The organism is Pantoea sp. SGAir0418 (genome assembly GCF_043529865.1).
In genome coordinates this window covers 2461824-2480096 of sequence record NZ_CP027911.1, presented here as the reverse complement: position 1 = coordinate 2480096, position 18273 = coordinate 2461824, and the positions used below count along the sequence as shown (strand labels likewise).

Sequence of the window (18273 nt, the reverse complement as noted above, 5' to 3'; positions counted from 1 at the left end):
ATTTCGCTTGCATTTAGCTGTACGCTGCGCATAATCGCAAACCGCAATAATAATGATTCTCAGTATAGTTTACATCAGGGGATAACCATGCGCAGAACGCCTTTCAATCCCGGAATGAAACCGACGCTGCTGGCCATGCTGGTCAGCGCCGGTTGTTTGCCAGTGATGGCTGCTACCACTAACACCAGTAACGCACCTCAGGGCGCTAACGGACAGCAGACGCTGACCGTCACCGCCACGCCGCAAAGTGAATTCAAACCCGGCGGCAACGACTTAGTACCGGCCTTTCTTGACGGCCAGATTGCCCACGGCGGTCGCCTCGGCATGCTGGGCGAGCAAAACGCCATGGACGTGCCGTTCAACGTCATCGGCTATACGGCAAAAATGATTCAGGACCAGCAAGCGCAAACCATCGCTGATGTGGTGCGCAACGATGCGGGCGTGCAAAACGTCAAAGGTTACGGCAATTTCGCTGAAACTTACCGCATTCGGGGGTTCACGCTCGACGGCGATGATATGACTTTCGGCGGTCTGCCGGGCGTGGTGCCGCGCCAGGTGATGGACGCTTCGCTGATCGATCGCGTGGAGATCTTCAAAGGCGCCAACAGTCTGGTTAACGGCGCAGCCAGTTCCGGCGTCGGCGGTATGATCAACCTCGAGCCGAAACATGCCGAAGATACGCCGATCAATCGCGTGGGCCTCGATTACACCTCCTCGTCTCAGGTTGGCGGAACGCTGGACGTGGGGCGCCGCTTTGGCGATAACAATCAGTTTGGCGTGCGGGTTAATGCCGTACATCGCGAAGGTGAAACCGGCGTTGACGGCGAGAAAAAACGCACCACGGCGGCTTCGGTCGGTCTTGATTATCGCGGCGACCGGCTGCGCACCTCGCTGGACGTTGGCTATCAGAAGAAAACCTTCCATGACGGCTTACAGGGCGTGAAATTCGCCAGCGCCGGCGTGATCCCGGCGGTGCCGTCAAATTCGCACAACTACAGCCAGAAATGGGTGTACAGCGATATGGAATCTGAATTCGGTATCGCCAAAGCAGAATACGATATTACCGACAGCTGGACGGCCTATGCCGGCCTCGGCGCACAGCATGCTCATGAAACCGGCAACTACGGCGCGCCGACCATTACCAACAGCAACGGTGACGGTACCATCAGCAGCTTCTACTCCAACCGTATTCAGGACAACATGAGCGGCATGGTGGGGCTGCGCGGTGAGTTCCACACCGGTTTCGTCAGTCATAAAGTCAACGTGGGTTACTCGGCGCTGACCACCAATGCCAAAAATGCCTACGACATGTCGCTGGTGGGCACGCCGTTTAATATCTACCACAGCGGTGACGTGGCGGAACCGGCGGCCACCTTCGCCGGCGGCAAGTTCTCCGATCCGCTTACCACGTCGCGCACCCGCACCCAGGGCTATCTGCTGAGCGATACGCTGGGATTACTGGACGATACGCTGCTGGTGACCGTCGGTGCTCGCCATCAGAAAGTGGTGGTGCGCAGCTATAACTACAACACCGGCGCGGAAAGCGTTGATTCGCGCTTCACCAACGACCGCTGGATGCCAACCTACGGCGTGGTCTACAAGCCGTGGAAAGAAGTGGCGCTGTACGCGAACCATACGGAAGCGCTGCAGCCTGGTGAAGTAGCACCCAAAGACGCCGTCAACTATGGCACCGTGACCGGCGTGGCGCACTCGAAGCAGAATGAGATCGGCGTGAAAACGGATTTCGGCCGCATCGGCGGCTCGCTGGGGCTGTTCGAAATCCAGAAACCGTCCGGCCTGATCAACAGTGACAATGTCTACGTCATGGATGGCGAGCAGCGCCATCGCGGCGTGGAAGCCAACGTGTTTGGTGAGCCGGTGCTGGGCCTGCGCCTCAACGCCAGCGCCACCTGGATCGATCCGGTGATGAAGAAGACCGCCGGCGGCACTTACGATGGCAAACAGGCGATCGGCGTGCCGCGCTACACCTACGTGCTGGGCGCGGAGTATGACATCAAGCCGGTGGAGGGGCTGACGGCCACGGCGCTGCTCAACTACAGCGGCTCTCAGTACGCCAACTCGGGCAATACCCTCAAGCTGGACAGCTATACCACGCTGGATCTTGGTATGCGTTACCGCATGAAGGTGAATCAGAACGATCTGGTGTGGCGCGTGGCGGTCGAAAACGTCACCAATGAGAAGTACTGGTCAAACGTTGATGACACCGGCACCTATCTCGCGCAGGGCGACCCGCGCACGCTGAAAATCAGCATGAGCTACGATTTCTAAGCGGCCACCACGGGGCGTAGTGACGCTCCGTGGTCTTTTCCGCCAGAAATAGTGCTGTACGTTGGCCGCTATTCCATTACACTCTGTGCGGCAATCCCGCTGAAAAACGCCTCTTTCCTGTTGAGTCATCATGAGTTCACCCGCGCCACCTGACGATCACGACGAACCTTTACGGCAACCGCTGGATGATGCGCACTTCGCCATTGTGGTACTTGCAGTGACCTCGGTTACCCTTATAATCTTCGTCCTGATGCTTACATTATGGATGAGCTGAGGCCAGCAACCGACTACGGACGCCCGCAAGGAGATGTCGATGGAATCCCGGGATGACAAACTGATCGCCATCATTGGACTGCTTTCCGCCTGCCTGATCGGCGTAGTGTTCCTTTTCACCATGACCTGGCTGACGGACGTGCGCCATCCAGCCGATCCGTCACTGGATGTACAAACCTGCCCGCCCAAAACCGCCAGCCCGGTGCAGCACTCTTAATCCTGGGTGCGCCATTTAATCTGCTGACTGCGTAACTCCAGCGCCAGCGCTTCGTGCAGGGTGCGATTGCCATTGGGATCGCCCAGACCAAACAGCGCGCCAGGCGAGCGCCGATCGTCGGCCCACGCCGGATACTCCACCACCGGATAGAGCGAAATGCCCTCCAGCGCCACGCCCTGCGCTAAGGCCAGCCGCGCTTCCTCACTGACATGCCGCAGCCAGGACGCGCGCGCGTCGCCTTCCGCGCCGGTTTCCGCCAGCAGCAGCGGGCGCTGATAACGCTGCCAGCACTGCATCAGCAGCCGGTGCAGCGGCTGACGCTGCGGGTGGTCGGGCGGAATGGTGTCGCCGGAGAAGAACCAGTGGTTGTCGGGATAATAGTTCAGCCCCAGGATGTCGAGAAAATCGGGCTGACCACCCAGCTCCGGCGCATCGCGTCCCGCCAGCCAGTCCCAGGCTTCAAACTGCGCCTGATGCTGGCTGTCGGCATAAGGTTTGCTGTCGGGGTTATGCGGATCGGCGGCGATCTGCACCAGCGGGTCGGTCAGCACGAAGCGGGCGTCCGGATAGACGTCGCGAATGGCGTGCATGGCCGTCAGCGAGGCGCGCACCAGCTGACGTTTCAGTTCGCGGCCGCGCGCGCTGGCGTAGGGATCGAGCCACGAGACATCGGCGCCGGCCCAGGACCAGAAGGATATCTGATTGATAGGCGTAAAGAACGGCTGCTCCACGCCCTCATCCCGCATCAGCTGCGCCATGGCGCGCGCGAAGCGGCCAAAGTGCTCCACAAACGCCGGCTTCCAGATATCAAGATGATCGGGGTAGCCAAAGTGCGCCAGCTCCCAGATGATTTGTAAATCATGACGCGCCGCCGCGTGAATCATCGGCAGAAAGGTGCGCCAGTCGTATTCACCTGGCGTGGCCTCAATCAGATGCCAGCGGGCGCCGTCGCGCGCGGTGCGCAATCCCTCCTGCGCCAGCGCGGCGTAATCTTTCTCCAGCAGCATGTCGTGGCCGCTACTGATGACCATATCCAGTCGTCGCCCGCCGCTGCGGCAGGCGGTAGAGCAGGGGAAGCTGCCCTGAAAAAAGCTGCGAAATAGCCGGGGCTGATGGCGCGGGGATAGCTGAGTCATGATCTTCTCCTCACGAAGAACGCCGGATGCAGAACGCCTGGCTAAGTCTAGACTAAATTAACGCCGCACCCGACGCGGAAGTAGACGGCTCTGATTGCCTTTACGTGCGGTGATACCAACAATAACAGCTTCAGGGTAAGCAGGGATTGAGTATGAGCGAAGCGGCACTGCGTTCCTCACGCGAACGGCCGGGCGACGGGCTGAGAGAACATGCGCAACAGCAATGTGCCCGTCATCCGGGACTGAGCGGCATTCATCCGCTGAACGATGGGCTGGATGCGTTTGCGGCACGCTATCTGCTGATGGGCATGGCGCAGCACACCATCGACGTCCAGTATTACATCTGGCACAACGACATGTCCGGACGCCTGCTGTTCAGCGCGCTGCTGGATGCGGCGGAGCGCGGCGTGCAGGTGCGCCTGCTGCTGGATGACAACAATACGCCCGGGCTGGATGAAACGCTGGCCGAACTCGATCGGCATCCGAATATCGCCGTGCGGCTGTTTAATCCCTTCTCGTTTCGAACCCTGCGCGCGCTGGGCTATCTGACCGACTTCGCCCGCCTGAATCGCCGGATGCACAACAAAAGCCTGACCGTGGACGGCGCGGTAACGCTGGTGGGCGGCCGTAACATCGGCGACGAATATTTTGGCACCGGCAATGAGCCGCTGTTTACCGATCTCGACGTGCTGGCGCTGGGGCCGGCGGTAGATGAAGTGGCGGAAGATTTCGCCCGCTACTGGCACAGCAAAGCGGTATCGCCATTGCGCAGCGTCGTGGACACCGGCGCACCGCCGCATGAAGCGGTGCGTTTACCGCCGGAGTGGCAGCAGAGCGAGGCGGTGCAGCGCTATCTGGCGCGGCTGGAGAAATCCTCGTTTGTCAGCCAGCTGGAGCAGGGCTCGCTGAGCATGACCTGGGCACACACACGGCTGCTGAGTGACGATCCGCGCAAAGGGCTGGGCAAAGCGAAGCGCTCCTCTTTGCTGCCGCAGCGCATGCTGGAGGTGATCGGCACGCCGCAGCAGCAGTTCGATATTATTTCGGCCTATTTTGTCCCGACCCGGGCCGGGGTGGCACAGCTGCTGGCGCTGAAGCGGCGGGGCGTTAAGATCGCCATCTTAACCAACTCGCTGGCCGCCAATGATGTCACCGTGGTTCACGCCGGCTATGCGCGCTGGCGCAAGAAGCTGCTGCGTCACGGCATTGCGCTCTATGAACTGAAGCCGCAGGCCAATGCCGCGGATGCCCCGCACGATCGCGGTCTGACCGGGAATTCCGGCTCCAGCCTGCACGCCAAGACTTTCACCGTCGATAACCGCAAAGTGTTTATTGGCTCGTTTAATTTCGATCCGCGTTCGGCTGTGCTGAATACGGAGATGGGGCTGGTGATTGAGAGCGAAGCGCTGGCGCAGCAGACCCATCAGCGCTTCAGCAGCGGCATGCGCGACCGCGCCTGGGCACTGCGGCTGGATAAGTGGGGCCGCGTTAACTGGGTGGAGTACAGCGGCGAAGCGCGGGAAGTGGTACATAAGCACGAGCCGCAGTGCACGCTATTGCAGCGTTTGCTGGTGCGGCTGGTATGGCGTCTGCCGGTGGAGTGGCTGCTATAGCCGGGCTGCACCGCGCGCAGCCCGGCGGGTAAGCACGCCGTTACGTCTGCGCGGAGGTCTCTGGTTTACGCTGCGGCTTGCCGGAGAACAAAAAGCGCAGCAGCGGGATACGCAGATGAATTTCGTACAGGGCAAAGGCAACGCCAAACACCATCAGCAGGCCGACAAAGAAGCCCAGCGTATTACTGCTGATGTGTGGCGTAACATAGATGCCATACAGGATGGTCAGCGGATGGTGCACCAGATAAATAAACAGCGACGCGTTCACCAGATACATGATGCGCGGCGAGTGGCTGTTCAGCAGCTTGTGGCCGAAGCTGAAGCAGACGTTCAGCATACACAAGCCCATCAGTGTAGAAATGATGGCATCAAGCTCGTACAGCCAGCCTTCACCGCTGCTGTAGCGCTGATTCAGGCTGTACGCGATAAACACCGCAATGGCACCAAAGCACATCACCGGATTAAAACGCACAAACAGCGCTTTCAGCGCCTGATGTTTCCAGCTCAGCGCACCCAGCATAAAGAACGGCAGGAAGAACAGCGACTGCATAACCGCAATGCTGAACAGGCCATCCATTAATAGCGCGGGAGCAAAGTGGAAAATCAGCCGACGGAAGGCGCACCACACCAGCGCATAAGCCAGCAGGGCCAGCGTCAGCTTGCCCCAGCCAACCTGCTGATAATCGATGCGGCGCTGCTGATCGCGCAGCCAGCGGAAGCTCAGCATGCCAAACGCGGTGAGAATCACCAGTACCAGTAAAAACCACAGGTGCGAAATCAGATCCCACATCAGTGCGTTGTACTTGTCATACAGCGAGAAGTTTGCCCAGTCGCCGACTTTGCTGGTGAGATTTTTCAGCATAAAAAACTGTGGCAGGGTAATGAGCGGCACCGCGGTTAACAGCGGAATGCCGACGCGCTCCAGCCGCACCTTCAGCCAGCGGTTGGGCTGATAGCGCAGATAGAGCATATACGAGAAATAACCTGAAATAACAAAGAACACCTGCATGCGGAAGGCGTGAATAAAATCATTCAGCACCGTCAGCCACAGTGAGGCGTCCTGGCTGTTAACCGACCAGCGTTGGGTCGAGTAAATCAGTGAGACGTGAAAAGGCACGCCCAGCAGCATTAAATACGCTCGAATCGAGTCGAGGAAATATTCACGTTCGGGTTTGGCTGAACTCATAAGCTTCCGGTTTGTCAGTTTACTTGCCGGTTTCACCCTGAAACCGGATTATGCCGGACGAAATTCTACCGGCTGTAAACAGCGTATACTATCAGGTGAATCTGTTTCTTAATCTTCCGGGTTTAATTATCCGAAAAGTACACTTTCGGCTTACGAATCAGGGGAACAATCTTTTACATAAGCTGTCGGAAAACCGAATAATCCTTTAAGATAAATGGGTTTGATCTAAGCACACGAAAGGGGGGGATGTGCTGACTAAAGTGAAGAATAATGGCGGGCTGGTGAAGATGCGCTGGGTAGGCGCAGCAGTTCTGCTGGCGTTGTACGCCAACAATAGCTGGGCGTTCAACATTGATGATGTGGCAAAGCAAGCTAAGGCGCTGGCAGGGAAAGGTTTTGAAGCGCCAAAAAGCAATTTACCCTCTCAGTTTCGTGAAATGAAGTTTGCTGACTATCAGCAGATCCAGTTTAACCACGACAAAGCATACTGGGGCAAACTGCGCACGCCGTTTAAGCTCGAGTTCTATCATCAGGGCATGTATTTCGACACGCCGGTGAAAATCAATGAAGTCACCGCGTCTTCGGTACGTGAAATCAAATATAACCCTGACTACTTCAATTTCGGCAACGTGAAACACGATGCCGATGCGGTGAAAAACCTCGGTTTTGCCGGTTTCAAAGTGCTGTATCCTTTAAATAAAAAGGGTAAAGACGATGAGATCACCAGCTTCCTGGGTGCCAGCTATTTCCGCGTGATTGGCGAAGGCCAGGTGTATGGCCTGTCGGCGCGTGGTCTGGCGATTGATACCGCGCTGCCTTCCGGTGAGGAGTTCCCGCGCTTTAAAGAGTTCTGGATCGAGCGGCCGAAGCCGCAGGATAAACAGCTGGTGATTTATGCGCTGCTGGATTCTCCGCGCGCCGCCGGTGCTTATCGCTTTGTGATCCAGCCGGGCAAAGAGTCCACCGTGGACGTGCAGTCTAAAGTGTATCTGCGTGACAACGTCGGCAAACTCGGCGTAGCTCCACTCACCAGTATGTTCCTGTTTGGCGCTAACCAGCCGTCGCCGGTCAGCAACTTCCGTCAGGAGCTGCATGATTCGAACGGCCTGTCGATTCACGCCGGAAATGGCGAGTGGATCTGGCGTCCGCTCAATAACCCGAAACACCTGGCGGTCAGCACCTTTACCATCGAAAACCCGAAAGGCTTCGGTCTGCTGCAGCGTGGCCGTGACTTCAGCCATTACCAGGACCTGGACGACCGCTATGATCTGCGTCCAAGCGGCTGGGTTGAGCCGCAGGGCGACTGGGGCAAAGGCCGCGTAGAGCTGGTGGAGATCCCGACGGCAGATGAAACCAACGATAACATCGTGGCCTTCTGGACGCCGGAGAGCCTGCCAGAGCCAGGCAAAGAGATGAACTTCAAATACCGTCTGCACTTTACGCGTGATGAAAACCAGCTGCACCAGGACGATGTGGCCTGGGTGAAAGACACGCTGCGTTCTGCGGGCGATGTGAAGCAGTCTAACCTGGTGCGTCAGCCGGATGGTTCCATCGCCTTTACCGTGGACTTTGTCGGTAAAGCGATGAGCAAGCTGCCGGAAAACACCCAGGTGGCGCCGCAGGTCAGCGTCGGTAACAACGCCGACGTGGTCGAGCAGAGCGTACGCTACAACCCGGTCACCAAAGGCTGGCGTCTGGTGCTGCGTCTGCGCGTCAAAGACAACAAGCAGCCGACCGAAATGCGTGCGGCGCTGGTAAGCGGCGACAAGACATTGACGGAAACCTGGAGCTATCAGTTACCTGCCAATGAATAAATCGACTTATTTACCTCAATCTTATGTGGAGGCGCTGCCGCTTGATGCGGCAGCACGCGCCACGCTCAGCGCCTCGCTGCAGAATGCGCAGGCGTTTCATGCCATTCACAGCGCGCTGGGGCAGGATATCGCCGCCAGCGAACGGCCGGACGATGCGCCGCTGAAATCGGTCTCGTCGCGCGTATCCATGGCGTGGCCGGATTCGCTCGCCGATGGCCAGCAGCTCAGTAAAGATTACCTCGACCGCACCACGCTGAAGGCGATGCCGCCGGTGAAGCGTTCGCTGATGTTCCCGGAAGCCTGGCGTACTAACCCGATCGCGCGCGCCTGGGATTCACTGCGCGGGCAAAAAGGCAACCCACGCTATGCCACGGTGGAAGAGCAGAAAGCGGAAGACAAATGGCGCCACGTAGGTTCCATGCGTCGCTACGTGCTGCTGATTCTGACCATTCTGCAGACCGTGGTCGCCACCTGGTACATGAAAACCATTCTGCCGTATCAGGGCTGGACGCTGCTCGATCCGGTCGAGCTGTTTAACCAGAACTGGCTGCAGTCGGTGGAGCTGATCCTGCCGTATATTCTGCAGACCGGCATCCTGTTCCTGTTTGCCATCCTGTTCTGCTGGGTATCGGCCGGTTTCTGGACCGCGCTGATGGGCTTCCTGCAGCTGTTGATCGGCCGCGATAAGTACAGCATCTCGTACTCGACCACCGGTGATGAGCCGCTCAATCCGGAACATCGCACCGCGCTGATCATGCCAATCTGTAACGAAGACGTGGAACGCGTGTTCGCCGGTCTGCGCGCCACCTGGGAGTCGGTGAAACGCACCGGTAACGCGGAGCATTTCGACGTTTACATCCTGAGCGACAGCTACGATGCCGACATCGCCATCGCCGAGCAAAAAGCGTGGATGGAGCTGGTGCGGGATGTCGGTGGGGCAGGCAAGATCTTCTATCGCCGTCGCCGCCGCCGCGTGAAGCGTAAAAGCGGCAACATCGATGACTTCTGCCGTCGCTGGGGCAGCAACTACAGCTACATGGTGGTGCTGGACGCCGACAGCGTGATGAGCGGTGAGTGTCTTACCGGTCTGGTGCGCATGATGGAAGCGAACCCGAACGCCGGTATTATCCAGTCCTCGCCAAAAGCGTCAGGCATGGATACGCTGTATGCGCGCTGTCAGCAGTTCGCCACCCGCGTTTACGGGCCGCTGTTTACCGCCGGTCTGCACTTCTGGCAGCTGGGCGAATCGCACTATTGGGGGCACAACGCCATCATTCGCGTGCAGCCGTTTATTGAACACTGTGCGCTGGCGCCGCTGCCGGGTGAAGGCTCCTTCGCCGGTTCGATTCTGTCACATGACTTCGTGGAAGCGGCGCTGATGCGTCGTGCCGGCTGGGGCGTGTGGATCGCCTACGATCTGCCGGGTTCTTATGAAGAGCTGCCGCCGAACCTGCTTGATGAGCTGAAGCGTGACCGTCGCTGGTGCCACGGCAACCTGATGAACTTCCGCCTGTTCCTGGTAAAAGGCATGCACCCGGTGCACCGCGCGGTGTTCCTGACCGGCGTGATGTCCTACCTGTCGGCGCCGCTGTGGTTTATGTTCCTTGCGTTGTCGACCGCCCTGCAGGTGGTGCATACGCTGATGGAACCGACCTACTTCCTGCAGCCGCGTCAGCTGTTCCCGGTGTGGCCGCAGTGGCGTCCGGATTTGGCCATCGCGCTGTTCTCCACCACGCTGGTGCTGCTGTTCCTGCCAAAACTGCTCAGCGTGGTGCTGATCTGGTTTAAAGGGGCGAAACCGTACGGTGGCGCATTCCGCCTTTTCCTCTCGCTGCTGCTGGAGATGCTGTTCTCGGTGCTGCTGGCACCGGTGCGCATGCTGTTCCACACCGTGTTTGTGGTCAGCGCGTTCCTCGGCTGGGAAGTGGTGTGGAACTCGCCGCAGCGTGACGATGACGCCACGCCGTGGAGCGAAGCGTTCCGTCGCCATGGTTCACAGATGCTGCTGGGCATTGTCTGGGCCGTCGGGATGGGCGTGCTCGATCTCAACTTCCTGTGGTGGCTGGCGCCAATCGTCTTCTCGCTGATTCTGTCGCCGTTTGTCTCGGTGATGTCGAGTCGCGCCACGGTCGGGCTGAAGAGTAAGCGTGCCAGGCTGTTCCTGATCCCGGAAGAGTATGAGCCACCGAAAGAGCTGGTCGACACCGATCACTATCTGCAGCTGAACCGTGAACGTGCGCTGAAGCATGGCTTCATGCATGCGCTGTTCAATCCGGCGTTCAACGCGCTGGCGACGGCGATGGCGACATCGCGCCATAAGCAGAGCGCACTGCTGGATCACGCACGCGATCGCCGCGTCGATCAGGCATTGAGCGATGCGCCGGAAAAACTGAATCGCGAACAGCGTCTGCAGCTGATCAGCGATCCGGTGGTGCTGGCGCGCGTGCACACGCGCTTGTGGGAAAGTGCGGATAAATATCATCAGTGGGTTGAGAGTTATCAGAAACTCACGCTTAACCCGCAGGCGCTGCCTCAGCGCGCCTGACAGGCTAACGGTGATGAAAAAGCGGCAGCGATGCCGCTTTTTTTATGCCTGCGCTTCAGCGAAGTGCTTAACGCGCCTCACACAATCTTTACGCATAAAGGCATAGCGGTTTAGCTGCACCCGCAGCTAAAATGGCGCGATGACATGTGCCAGCGTTCCTGAGCACATTTAAACAGTCACTGACGCACATCAGAATCAGGGGTGTCAGTTCAGGGTGAGTAAATGCAGTGAAATATTGCCTGAAGTTAATTGCGCTGTGCGCCGCCATTTTACTGCTCACGGGCTGTGGCAGCATTATCAGCCGGACCGTACCCGGACAGGGGCACGGTAACCAGTATTATCCGGGCGTGCAGTGGGATGTGCGTGACGGGCCGTGGCGCGTGCTGACCATTCTCGATCTGCCGCTGTCGCTGGTGATGGACACGCTGCTACTGCCGGTTGACGCACAGCACGGCCCGTACGAGTAACTTACGCCCAGTTGTCTGACGGACTGTCGTCGTCTTCCCACTCTTCGGCCGCTGCCTCGCCTTCTTCCAGGTCGCGCGGCGGCTCCAGCTGAAATTCGCCTTCGTCCCATTCGTGCAGGGTATTTTCCGACTGCCACTCCTGGCGCAGCTCAATTTCATCGAAATTACCGTCGAACACCGCCTGCGCCGCTTCACCGCTGCAAATTGGCAGGCATTCGCCCTGGCCGTCTTCATCAGCGAAAAACTCCGCCTGCCACATAATGTCGCCATCCTGCATTACGTACTTCTGCAGCGCAAACTGGCTGACACTGGCGTCATCCTGCTCCAGCTCAGGCTGGCTGGCGAGAAACTCTTCGCGTGCGGCTTCAATGGCTTCTTCTAACGTACTATACAGGCTCATCTGCAACTCCTTGTCAGTGCAAAAGGGGATTTCACAGAAGAATAGACGAAAATTGGCGGCTGTCAGGGCGGGAGAGAACAATGACGGGGTGGATGGGTAAAAAGTCATCCACCCGCGCCGGTTACATCATTTTTTGCGGAAAGTGCAGAACCGGTCGTACCGACTCGCGTAACACGGGTGCAGAATAACGGATGCAGCATTTAATACAGGGTTTCACCTTTTTAAAATTAATTCGTGCGGTGGCCAAAGCCTGATTTAAATTATAGAGCGTACCGATGAACACCATATCCTCCTTAACCGGCAGACGTTTACACTCTTTCCGATGCAGCAGATGGTAACCCTCCTGATCGGTACTGATCGTCACGTAGTAGTAGATACCTTTATTCATATTATGTGTCCTGAATATATTTGCTGTGTGTAATCTTTTTATATTTTTAAACGCGCAGTTAACGAGCTAACTGTCAGGGTCGAAACTAACTGGATTCGATCGGGCTAACCAATTCCATAAAGATATATTAAAGATGAATTTTTAATCAAAAAAGAATATGGCGGTTAACTTTCAGACAAATACTTGTTTAATCAGTAAAATTTATTAGATAAGTAAACAAGACGGCAAGCCTGAGTAAAATTAAATAGGAAAAGGCCTGGAAGTCATCAAAATCAGATCCGCACCCGTCATATTTACGCATATTGCCGTACAAACTCAGGCACTCAAAAGCAGCGGAGGGCGAGGGAGAACGCGTAGGCGTAGCAACAAAAAACCGTGATTAATGCGCAAGATAGTAGCAGGCGGCGTAAAGGGGGTCGTTGACTTAAGTGTCAGCGTGTGGAAGGCATAGCAGCTCAGGCTGGGCCTTTTTTAGCGCGCCACTGCGCAGACAATCACGTGAATTAAGGCAAATGCGCGGTTAATAACGCGGGGCATTGATAATACCCCGCAACCGATTAATAGCGTGAAGGCTGCCCTTCGGGCCGGGTTTTAAAGCGGCGATGCAGCCACATATACTGCTCAGGCGCCAGCAGCACCGTCTCTTCTACCACTTTATTCATCACGATAGCGGTATCCAGTTCACTCTCCAGTGAGAATTTGTGGCGGATATCCGGCATCATTTTCAGTTCGTAGCCGCGGCCGTGCGGCAGGCGGCGTGCCAGGAACGGCACCACGCTCGGATTAGCCAGACGAATCAGCATATGCGTGCCGGTGGTGGTCGCGGCTTCCTGAACGGCAAAGAACGGGGCGAATACACTGCTGCGCGGGCCGTAGTCGTGATCGGGCGCATACCAGATGATGTCGTTGTTCTTCATGGCGCGGATCATGCCTTTCAGATCTTTGCGATCCAGCATGCTTTTATTGGAACGCATGCGTCCCCAGGTTTGCAGCCAGTCCAGTAACTTGTTGTCGTTAGGGCGATACACGCCAATGCCCGGGTTGTACATGCCAAACACGCGCGCACCCAGTTCCAGCGTCAGGAAGTGCATGCCAATCAGCAGGATGCCGCGCTTTTGGGCCAGCGCCTCGGTAACGTGCTCCAGGCCGCTGGTGCTGACCCATTTACGAATACGCCAGTCCGGCCAGAACCACGCCATGCCGGTCTCAATCAGCCCCATTCCCACCGATTCGAAATTGTGCTTCACCATGGCTTCACGTTCGCTGGTCGGCATATCCGGGAAGCACAGCGCCAGATTGCGTTGCGCGACCTGAACACGACGCTTCATAAAACGCATGGCAAGGCGTCCCAGCCCGCAGCCAGTCACGTACAGCAGCGGGTAGGGCAACAGCACCAGCACATAGAGGAAACCGATGCCCAGCCAGGTCAGCCAGTAGCGTGGATGAAGGAGTTCGCGGGTAAATTGCGGAAGTTGCGTCATGGAAATATCAATGTCCTGCGTCGTGTACCAGAGAGTCCGGTTTCTGTAATTGGCCGGGATTATGCCATTTTTTCTCTCTGACTGAAATCAACCATCCGTGCGTCAGCGCACGACGAACAGCATTTCTGCGCAGATATTGGCGAGCACAACGCAGAACCCCGTCGATTGTGGCTGATGGCAGGAGAATTGCACCAGAGGCTTTGCATCACGCTCAATTCAGGTATCATATGCGCGCTAAATTTCTCTGATTGCTAACAGGTGTTCACCATGCCAGTGTTACACAACCTCGTTTCCAATAAAGAGCTGAAAGAACGTATGCTGGCCGAAACCGAGCCGCGTACCACAGTCTCTTTTTATAAATACTTCCAGATTGCCGATCCACAGGCGTTCCGCGACCGTCTCTATGTTGCCTTGACCCAGCTGAAGGTGTTCGGCCGCGTCTACGTGGCGCAGGAAGGGATTAATGCGCAAATCAGCGTGCCGGCCAGTCGCTATGAGGCGATGAAGGCGATGCTCTATGCCTTTGACCCGGCGCTCGACAATCTGCGCATGAACATCGCGCTGGATGACGACGGCAAATCGTTCTGGGTGCTGCGCCTGAAAGTGCGCGATCGCATCGTGGCTGACGGTATTGAAGACGGTAGCTTCGACGCCAGTAACGTCGGTAACTATCTCAAAGCGGCCGAAGTCAACGCCATGCTCGACGATCCGGATGCGGTGTTTGTGGATATGCGTAACCACTACGAATACGAAGTGGGCCACTTCGACAACGCGCTGGAAGTGCCAGCCGATACGTTCCGCGATCAGCTGCCGATGGCGGTGGATATGCTGCAGGCGCAGAAAGACAAAAAAATCGTCATGTACTGTACCGGCGGCATCCGCTGTGAAAAAGCCAGTGCGTGGATGAAGCACAACGGTTTTGATGATGTTTACCACATTGAAGGGGGCATCATCGAATATACCCGTCGCGCGCGCGAGCAGGGTTTACCGGTGCGCTTCAAAGGCAAAAACTTCGTGTTTGACGAGCGCATGGGCGAGCGTATCTCTGACGATATTCTCTCCAGCTGCCACCAGTGTGGTGCGCCGTGCGACAGCCACACCAACTGCGTTAATGACGGCTGCCATCTGCTGTTTATTCAGTGCCCGAGCTGTGCGGAAAAGTATCAGAACTGCTGCAGCCCGCTGTGCATGGAAGAGTCGAAACTGGCGCCGGAAGAGCAGCGCGCGCGCCGCGCTGGCCGTGAAAATGGCAACAAAGTGTTCAATAAATCGCGCGGTTTACTCAACATGACCATGGCGATCCCCGCGCCGGACAAAAAGTAACGGCTTAACAGCCTGGCGCATTGCCCGCCAGGCTGTACTGCTGATTACTGACGCACACCTTCGACTGAAATGATCAGCTCGGCTTTTTGCGAGGCCGGACCGAGATCTTTGCTGATGTTAAACTCTTTCAGCACGATTTCGCCGCTGGCGGCAAAGCCGGCGCGATAACCGCCCCACGGATCCTTGCCTTCCCCAATCAGCTGCGCATCCAGCGTGATCGGCTTCGTTACGCCGTTGAGCGTCAGGTTGCCGGTGATCTTATAATCCTTGCCCTGTTTTTTAACCTCAGTCGAGCTGAAGCTGGCCTGCGGAAATTTGCCGGTATTGAGGAAATCCGCGCTGCGCAAATGCTTGTCGCGCTCGGCATGGTTGGTATCGAGGCTGTTGGTATTGATGGTCACGTTGACCTTGTCCGCGGCCGGATTGGCTTCATCAAAGGTAAAGCTGCCATCAAAATCTTTAAAGCTGCCGTACAGCCAGCTGTAGCCAAGATGCTGAATGCGGAACTGAACAAACGCGTGCTGACCCTCTTTATCAAACTTATACTCAGCCGCGCTGGCACTCAGGCTGGTCGAAAAGAGGGCAGCGGCGCTGAGCGCCAGCAGGGTTTTCCTGATCATATTACTTTTCCTTTTCAGAGGTTAAGGGGATGCGGTAACCGAGCATCCGTTTCAGCGTCATGTCGCGATCGACAAAATGGTGTTTCAGCGCGGCCAGGGTGTGCAGGGCAGACAACAGCACCAGAGCCCACGCCAGCCATAAATGGACCTCACCAGCGACATCGGCCTGCTCACCCGCGCCGCTAAACAGTGCCGGTACCTCAAACCAGCCAAACACTGAGACCGGCTTGCCGTCTGCGGTAGAGATCAGATAGCCGCTGATCAGCAACACCAGCAGCAGGCCATACAGCAGCCAGTGCGCAGCATGGGCGGCACGGCGTACGTGCGGCGAGTAACTGTTGAGCGGTGCCGGCGGCGGCGATATCACGCGCCAGCACAGGCGCAGCAGCAGAGCAGCAAACAGTAAGATGCCGATGCCTTTGTGAATCTCAGGGGCGCTGTGATACCAGCCGTCGTAATAGCCAAGTCCGACCATCCATAAACCCAGCGCGAACATACCGTAAATCGTCAGCGCCATCAGCCAGTGCAACGCAATGGTTAACGCACCGTAATGCCGTGGAGAATTACGCCACATAGTTAAGCCGTTATCAGGAAATAAGTGGTAATGAGAATCTACAACCTGAAATAGAAAATCAATCATCCTTACTTTTCTATAACTTTGAATTTAGGGGTTCGATATATATGGCGAAAGGCTGGCGGTGTAATTCAATAATTCTGAATAAATAAGCAAATAGCCGTTTTAGCCCTGGCGGCTATGGCTATTGCTAAACCAAATGCGCCATAAACGCGGGCGGAAAGTAAATCTGTGTCAGGAAAGGTCAATGGCTGCCAGTGCGCTCTGCACCGGCAGCAACACGATCAGGCAAAACGCGTAAGTGAGAAGGGCGTGAGGTCAAAGGAGAACGGTTTATTCTGCGCAAATTCGCTGGCCAGTTCACCCAGCACGCTGGCGAATTTAAACCCGTGGCCGCTCAGGCCGGTGATGATCAGTCGGTCAGGCTCGCCGGGCAGGGTATCGATAATAAAATCTTCATCCGGCGTGTTGTCATAGCTGCAGGCTTCACCATGCAGGCACACGCCTACGCCTGGCAGAAACTGGCGCAGGAAGCTAAAGGCTTCGTTACCGTCAGCGGCGATGCTGCCGAACGGTTTGCGGTCTGCTGGCGTCTTCATCGGCTGACCGCCATCGTGGCGTCCCACTTTCAGGGCATTATTGTCTGCCGGGAAGCCGTAGAAATGGCTGCCATCCGGCATCTCTACCGTAAAGCCGGGGAACTGGTTATTTTCGCTGTAGCGCCCATCGGCCTGATACCAGGCAAACACCTTGCGCACCGGCGTAACGGGCAGATTGTCCACCAGCTGACTGACCCAGGTGCCGGCGCTGATCATTAGCTTGCGCGCGCGGAATACGCCATCGCTGGTGGTGACCTGCTGCAGATCGCCCTCGCGGCCAATCGCGCTGACCGGGCAGTTAAACAGCTGCGCGCAGCCGGCCTGTTCCGCCAGCTGCACCCAGCTGCGCACCGCCTGTTCACATTTCAGGAAACCTGAGTTGGGCTCAAATACGCCTACGTAGCCGTCCGGAACGCTAAGCTGCGGCCAGCGTTTACGCACCTCATCGGCCTGTAACACCTGCACCGCTAACTGCCAGCGGTTAGCACTGTCGATTACGTTGTGAATGAAATCCGAGCTGGCCGGCGCCAGATTTAGAATGCCGCTACGGTGCATGATGCGTTCGCCGCTCTGGCGTTCCAGCTCATCCCATAACGTCTGGGCGCGCAGCACCAGCGGCACGTAGCGTTCACCTTCGCCGTAAGCGTGACGAATCAGGCGGGTTTCGCCGTGATGCGTCCCCTGGCTGTGGGGTGGGTGCGCGCTGTCGATCATCAGCACCGACAGGCCCGCCTGGGTTGCGTAGAAACCCGCGGCAGCTCCGACGGAACCACTTCCCACCACAATCAGATCATAAACCATGACGACATCACTCCTGCAAAACGGCGATTTTTTTCAATAGCATATCAAAAGAGTGCGCCCATGAAAAAGGCACCCTGTAGGGTGCCTTTTCACGCGATGGTGATGATTAGTGCTTGCGATTATCGCGTAGGTATTGCTCAGTGGACTCGATCTTTGCAATGCCAGCTTCGAGGATAGAGATAAACTGTCTGGCTACGTCAGTTGTCAGCCAGTATGTTGGGCCCACGTCAGCTTCTTCTTCTTTCTGGTCCTGCGATGATAGCGAGTGCAGGCGGATCATCATGGCGTCATAGCTGTCAACGGTGCTGATATCCCATCCCACCAGCGGATGGGTCTGGATGACGTCTTTACTTCTGTCCATTATAACCTCCTTATTACTCGTTAAACGAAGTGCTTTCGAGGTTCAATGCGTCTGTATCTTGCACTAGCGAGATAATTATAACATGGAATTAACAGTACAGTAGTTAAAAAGTGTGGTGACTAAAAACACAGCAAAATAAAAGCAGCCAAAAGCCGGTTTTCAACGAATAAATAAACGCCTTACGCA

16 protein-coding genes are annotated in these 18273 nt (G+C 56.7%); 7 read left to right on the top strand and 9 right to left on the bottom strand.

What is annotated here, in order from left to right:
* Positions 1-87: 87 nt before the first annotated feature.
* On the top strand, positions 88-2289 hold the full coding sequence (locus tag C1N84_RS11515; RefSeq protein WP_264441405.1) for a TonB-dependent receptor: 2202 nt from the start codon (positions 88-90) through the stop codon (positions 2287-2289).
* Between the two features lie 313 nt (positions 2290-2602).
* Entirely contained in the window at positions 2603-2779 is a 177-nt protein-coding gene (locus C1N84_RS11510) for a hypothetical protein (RefSeq protein WP_021506450.1), read from the top strand.
* On the opposite strand, the gene C1N84_RS11505 is transcribed toward C1N84_RS11510, so the two are convergent.
* Positions 2776-3915, bottom strand: coding sequence for a glycoside hydrolase family 1 protein (locus C1N84_RS11505; protein WP_264441404.1), 1140 nt, complete (start codon positions 3913-3915; stop codon positions 2776-2778). The genes C1N84_RS11510 and C1N84_RS11505 overlap by 4 nt on opposite strands.
* A gap of 152 nt (positions 3916-4067) precedes the next feature.
* Between C1N84_RS11505 and C1N84_RS11500 the strand changes: the two genes are divergently transcribed.
* Positions 4068-5528 (top strand): phospholipase D-like domain-containing protein, encoded by a 1461-nt coding sequence (locus C1N84_RS11500; RefSeq protein WP_021506448.1) that lies wholly within the window; start codon positions 4068-4070, stop codon positions 5526-5528.
* 40 nt (positions 5529-5568) lie between these two features.
* Here C1N84_RS11500 and mdoC read toward each other — a convergent pair whose 3' ends face one another.
* Positions 5569-6714, bottom strand: a complete 1146-nt coding sequence (gene mdoC, locus C1N84_RS11495; protein WP_021506447.1) for a glucans biosynthesis protein MdoC — start codon at positions 6712-6714, stop codon at positions 5569-5571.
* 278 nt (positions 6715-6992) lie between these two features.
* On the opposite strand from mdoC, the gene C1N84_RS11490 reads away from it, so the two are divergent.
* The 3 genes from C1N84_RS11490 (at position 6993) to C1N84_RS11480 (ending at position 11540) form a co-directional block, all read left to right on the top strand.
* The gene (locus C1N84_RS11490; protein ID WP_182688977.1) at positions 6993-8528 is read left to right on the top strand and encodes a glucan biosynthesis protein G; all 1536 of its coding nucleotides are present in this window, start codon (positions 6993-6995) and stop codon (positions 8526-8528) included.
* Positions 8521-11073 (top strand): glucans biosynthesis glucosyltransferase MdoH, encoded by a 2553-nt coding sequence (gene mdoH / locus C1N84_RS11485; protein WP_058780762.1) that lies wholly within the window; start codon positions 8521-8523, stop codon positions 11071-11073. The genes C1N84_RS11490 and mdoH overlap by 8 nt, the downstream gene beginning before the upstream one ends.
* Before the next feature lie 227 nt (positions 11074-11300).
* Entirely contained in the window at positions 11301-11540 is a 240-nt protein-coding gene (locus tag C1N84_RS11480) for a YceK/YidQ family lipoprotein (protein WP_021506444.1), read from the top strand.
* Between the two features lies 1 nt (position 11541).
* Here the strand turns inward: C1N84_RS11480 and C1N84_RS11475 are convergent, their stop codons facing one another.
* The 3 genes from C1N84_RS11475 to C1N84_RS11465 all read right to left on the bottom strand — a co-directional run bounded on the left by C1N84_RS11475 (position 11542) and on the right by C1N84_RS11465 (position 13809).
* Entirely contained in the window at positions 11542-11940 is a 399-nt protein-coding gene (locus C1N84_RS11475; protein WP_021506443.1) for a MysB family protein, read from the bottom strand.
* 121 nt (positions 11941-12061) lie between these two features.
* Positions 12062-12328, bottom strand: coding sequence for a hypothetical protein (locus C1N84_RS11470; RefSeq protein WP_021506442.1), 267 nt, complete (start codon positions 12326-12328; stop codon positions 12062-12064).
* A gap of 557 nt (positions 12329-12885) precedes the next feature.
* Positions 12886-13809, bottom strand: a complete 924-nt coding sequence (locus C1N84_RS11465; RefSeq protein WP_021506441.1) for a Kdo(2)-lipid IV(A) acyltransferase — start codon at positions 13807-13809, stop codon at positions 12886-12888.
* Positions 13810-14076: 267 nt separating this feature from the next.
* Here C1N84_RS11465 and C1N84_RS11460 point away from each other — a divergent pair, with 267 nt between their 5' ends.
* Positions 14077-15132 (top strand): oxygen-dependent tRNA uridine(34) hydroxylase TrhO, encoded by a 1056-nt coding sequence (locus tag C1N84_RS11460; protein WP_021506440.1) that lies wholly within the window; start codon positions 14077-14079, stop codon positions 15130-15132.
* A 44-nt stretch (positions 15133-15176) separates the two neighbouring features.
* On the opposite strand, the gene C1N84_RS11455 is transcribed toward C1N84_RS11460, so the two are convergent.
* The 4 genes from C1N84_RS11455 to bssS form a co-directional block, all read right to left on the bottom strand.
* On the bottom strand, positions 15177-15752 hold the full coding sequence (locus tag C1N84_RS11455; protein WP_021506439.1) for a YceI family protein: 576 nt from the start codon (positions 15750-15752) through the stop codon (positions 15177-15179).
* A gap of 1 nt (position 15753) precedes the next feature.
* Positions 15754-16326 (bottom strand): cytochrome b, encoded by a 573-nt coding sequence (locus C1N84_RS11450; RefSeq protein ID WP_264441399.1) that lies wholly within the window; start codon positions 16324-16326, stop codon positions 15754-15756.
* Between the two features lie 284 nt (positions 16327-16610).
* Positions 16611-17726: an N-methyl-L-tryptophan oxidase gene (gene solA, locus C1N84_RS11445; protein WP_264441398.1), complete on the bottom strand. Its 1116-nt coding sequence runs from the start codon at positions 17724-17726 to the stop codon at positions 16611-16613.
* 106 nt (positions 17727-17832) lie between these two features.
* The gene (bssS, locus tag C1N84_RS11440; protein ID WP_021506436.1) at positions 17833-18087 is read right to left on the bottom strand and encodes a biofilm formation regulator BssS; all 255 of its coding nucleotides are present in this window, start codon (positions 18085-18087) and stop codon (positions 17833-17835) included.
* Between the last annotated feature and the right edge of the window lie 186 nt (positions 18088-18273).

Coding starts and splice junctions, on each gene's coding strand:
- C1N84_RS11460 (WP_021506440.1), top strand. CDS start 14,077: ATGCCAGTGTTACACAACCTCGTTTCCAATAAAGAGCTGAAAGAACGT.
- mdoH (WP_058780762.1), top strand. CDS start 8,521: ATGAATAAATCGACTTATTTACCTCAATCTTATGTGGAGGCGCTGCCG.
- C1N84_RS11465 (WP_021506441.1), bottom strand. CDS start 13,809: ATGACGCAACTTCCGCAATTTACCCGCGAACTCCTTCATCCACGCTAC.
- C1N84_RS11510 (WP_021506450.1), top strand. CDS start 2,603: ATGGAATCCCGGGATGACAAACTGATCGCCATCATTGGACTGCTTTCC.
- C1N84_RS11500 (WP_021506448.1), top strand. CDS start 4,068: ATGAGCGAAGCGGCACTGCGTTCCTCACGCGAACGGCCGGGCGACGGG.
- C1N84_RS11475 (WP_021506443.1), bottom strand. CDS start 11,940: ATGAGCCTGTATAGTACGTTAGAAGAAGCCATTGAAGCCGCACGCGAA.
- bssS (WP_021506436.1), bottom strand. CDS start 18,087: ATGGACAGAAGTAAAGACGTCATCCAGACCCATCCGCTGGTGGGATGG.
- C1N84_RS11455 (WP_021506439.1), bottom strand. CDS start 15,752: ATGATCAGGAAAACCCTGCTGGCGCTCAGCGCCGCTGCCCTCTTTTCG.
- mdoC (WP_021506447.1), bottom strand. CDS start 6,714: ATGAGTTCAGCCAAACCCGAACGTGAATATTTCCTCGACTCGATTCGA.
- C1N84_RS11505 (WP_264441404.1), bottom strand. CDS start 3,915: ATGACTCAGCTATCCCCGCGCCATCAGCCCCGGCTATTTCGCAGCTTT.
- C1N84_RS11470 (WP_021506442.1), bottom strand. CDS start 12,328: ATGAATAAAGGTATCTACTACTACGTGACGATCAGTACCGATCAGGAG.
- C1N84_RS11515 (WP_264441405.1), top strand. CDS start 88: ATGCGCAGAACGCCTTTCAATCCCGGAATGAAACCGACGCTGCTGGCC.
- C1N84_RS11450 (WP_264441399.1), bottom strand. CDS start 16,326: ATGTGGCGTAATTCTCCACGGCATTACGGTGCGTTAACCATTGCGTTG.
- solA (WP_264441398.1), bottom strand. CDS start 17,726: ATGGTTTATGATCTGATTGTGGTGGGAAGTGGTTCCGTCGGAGCTGCC.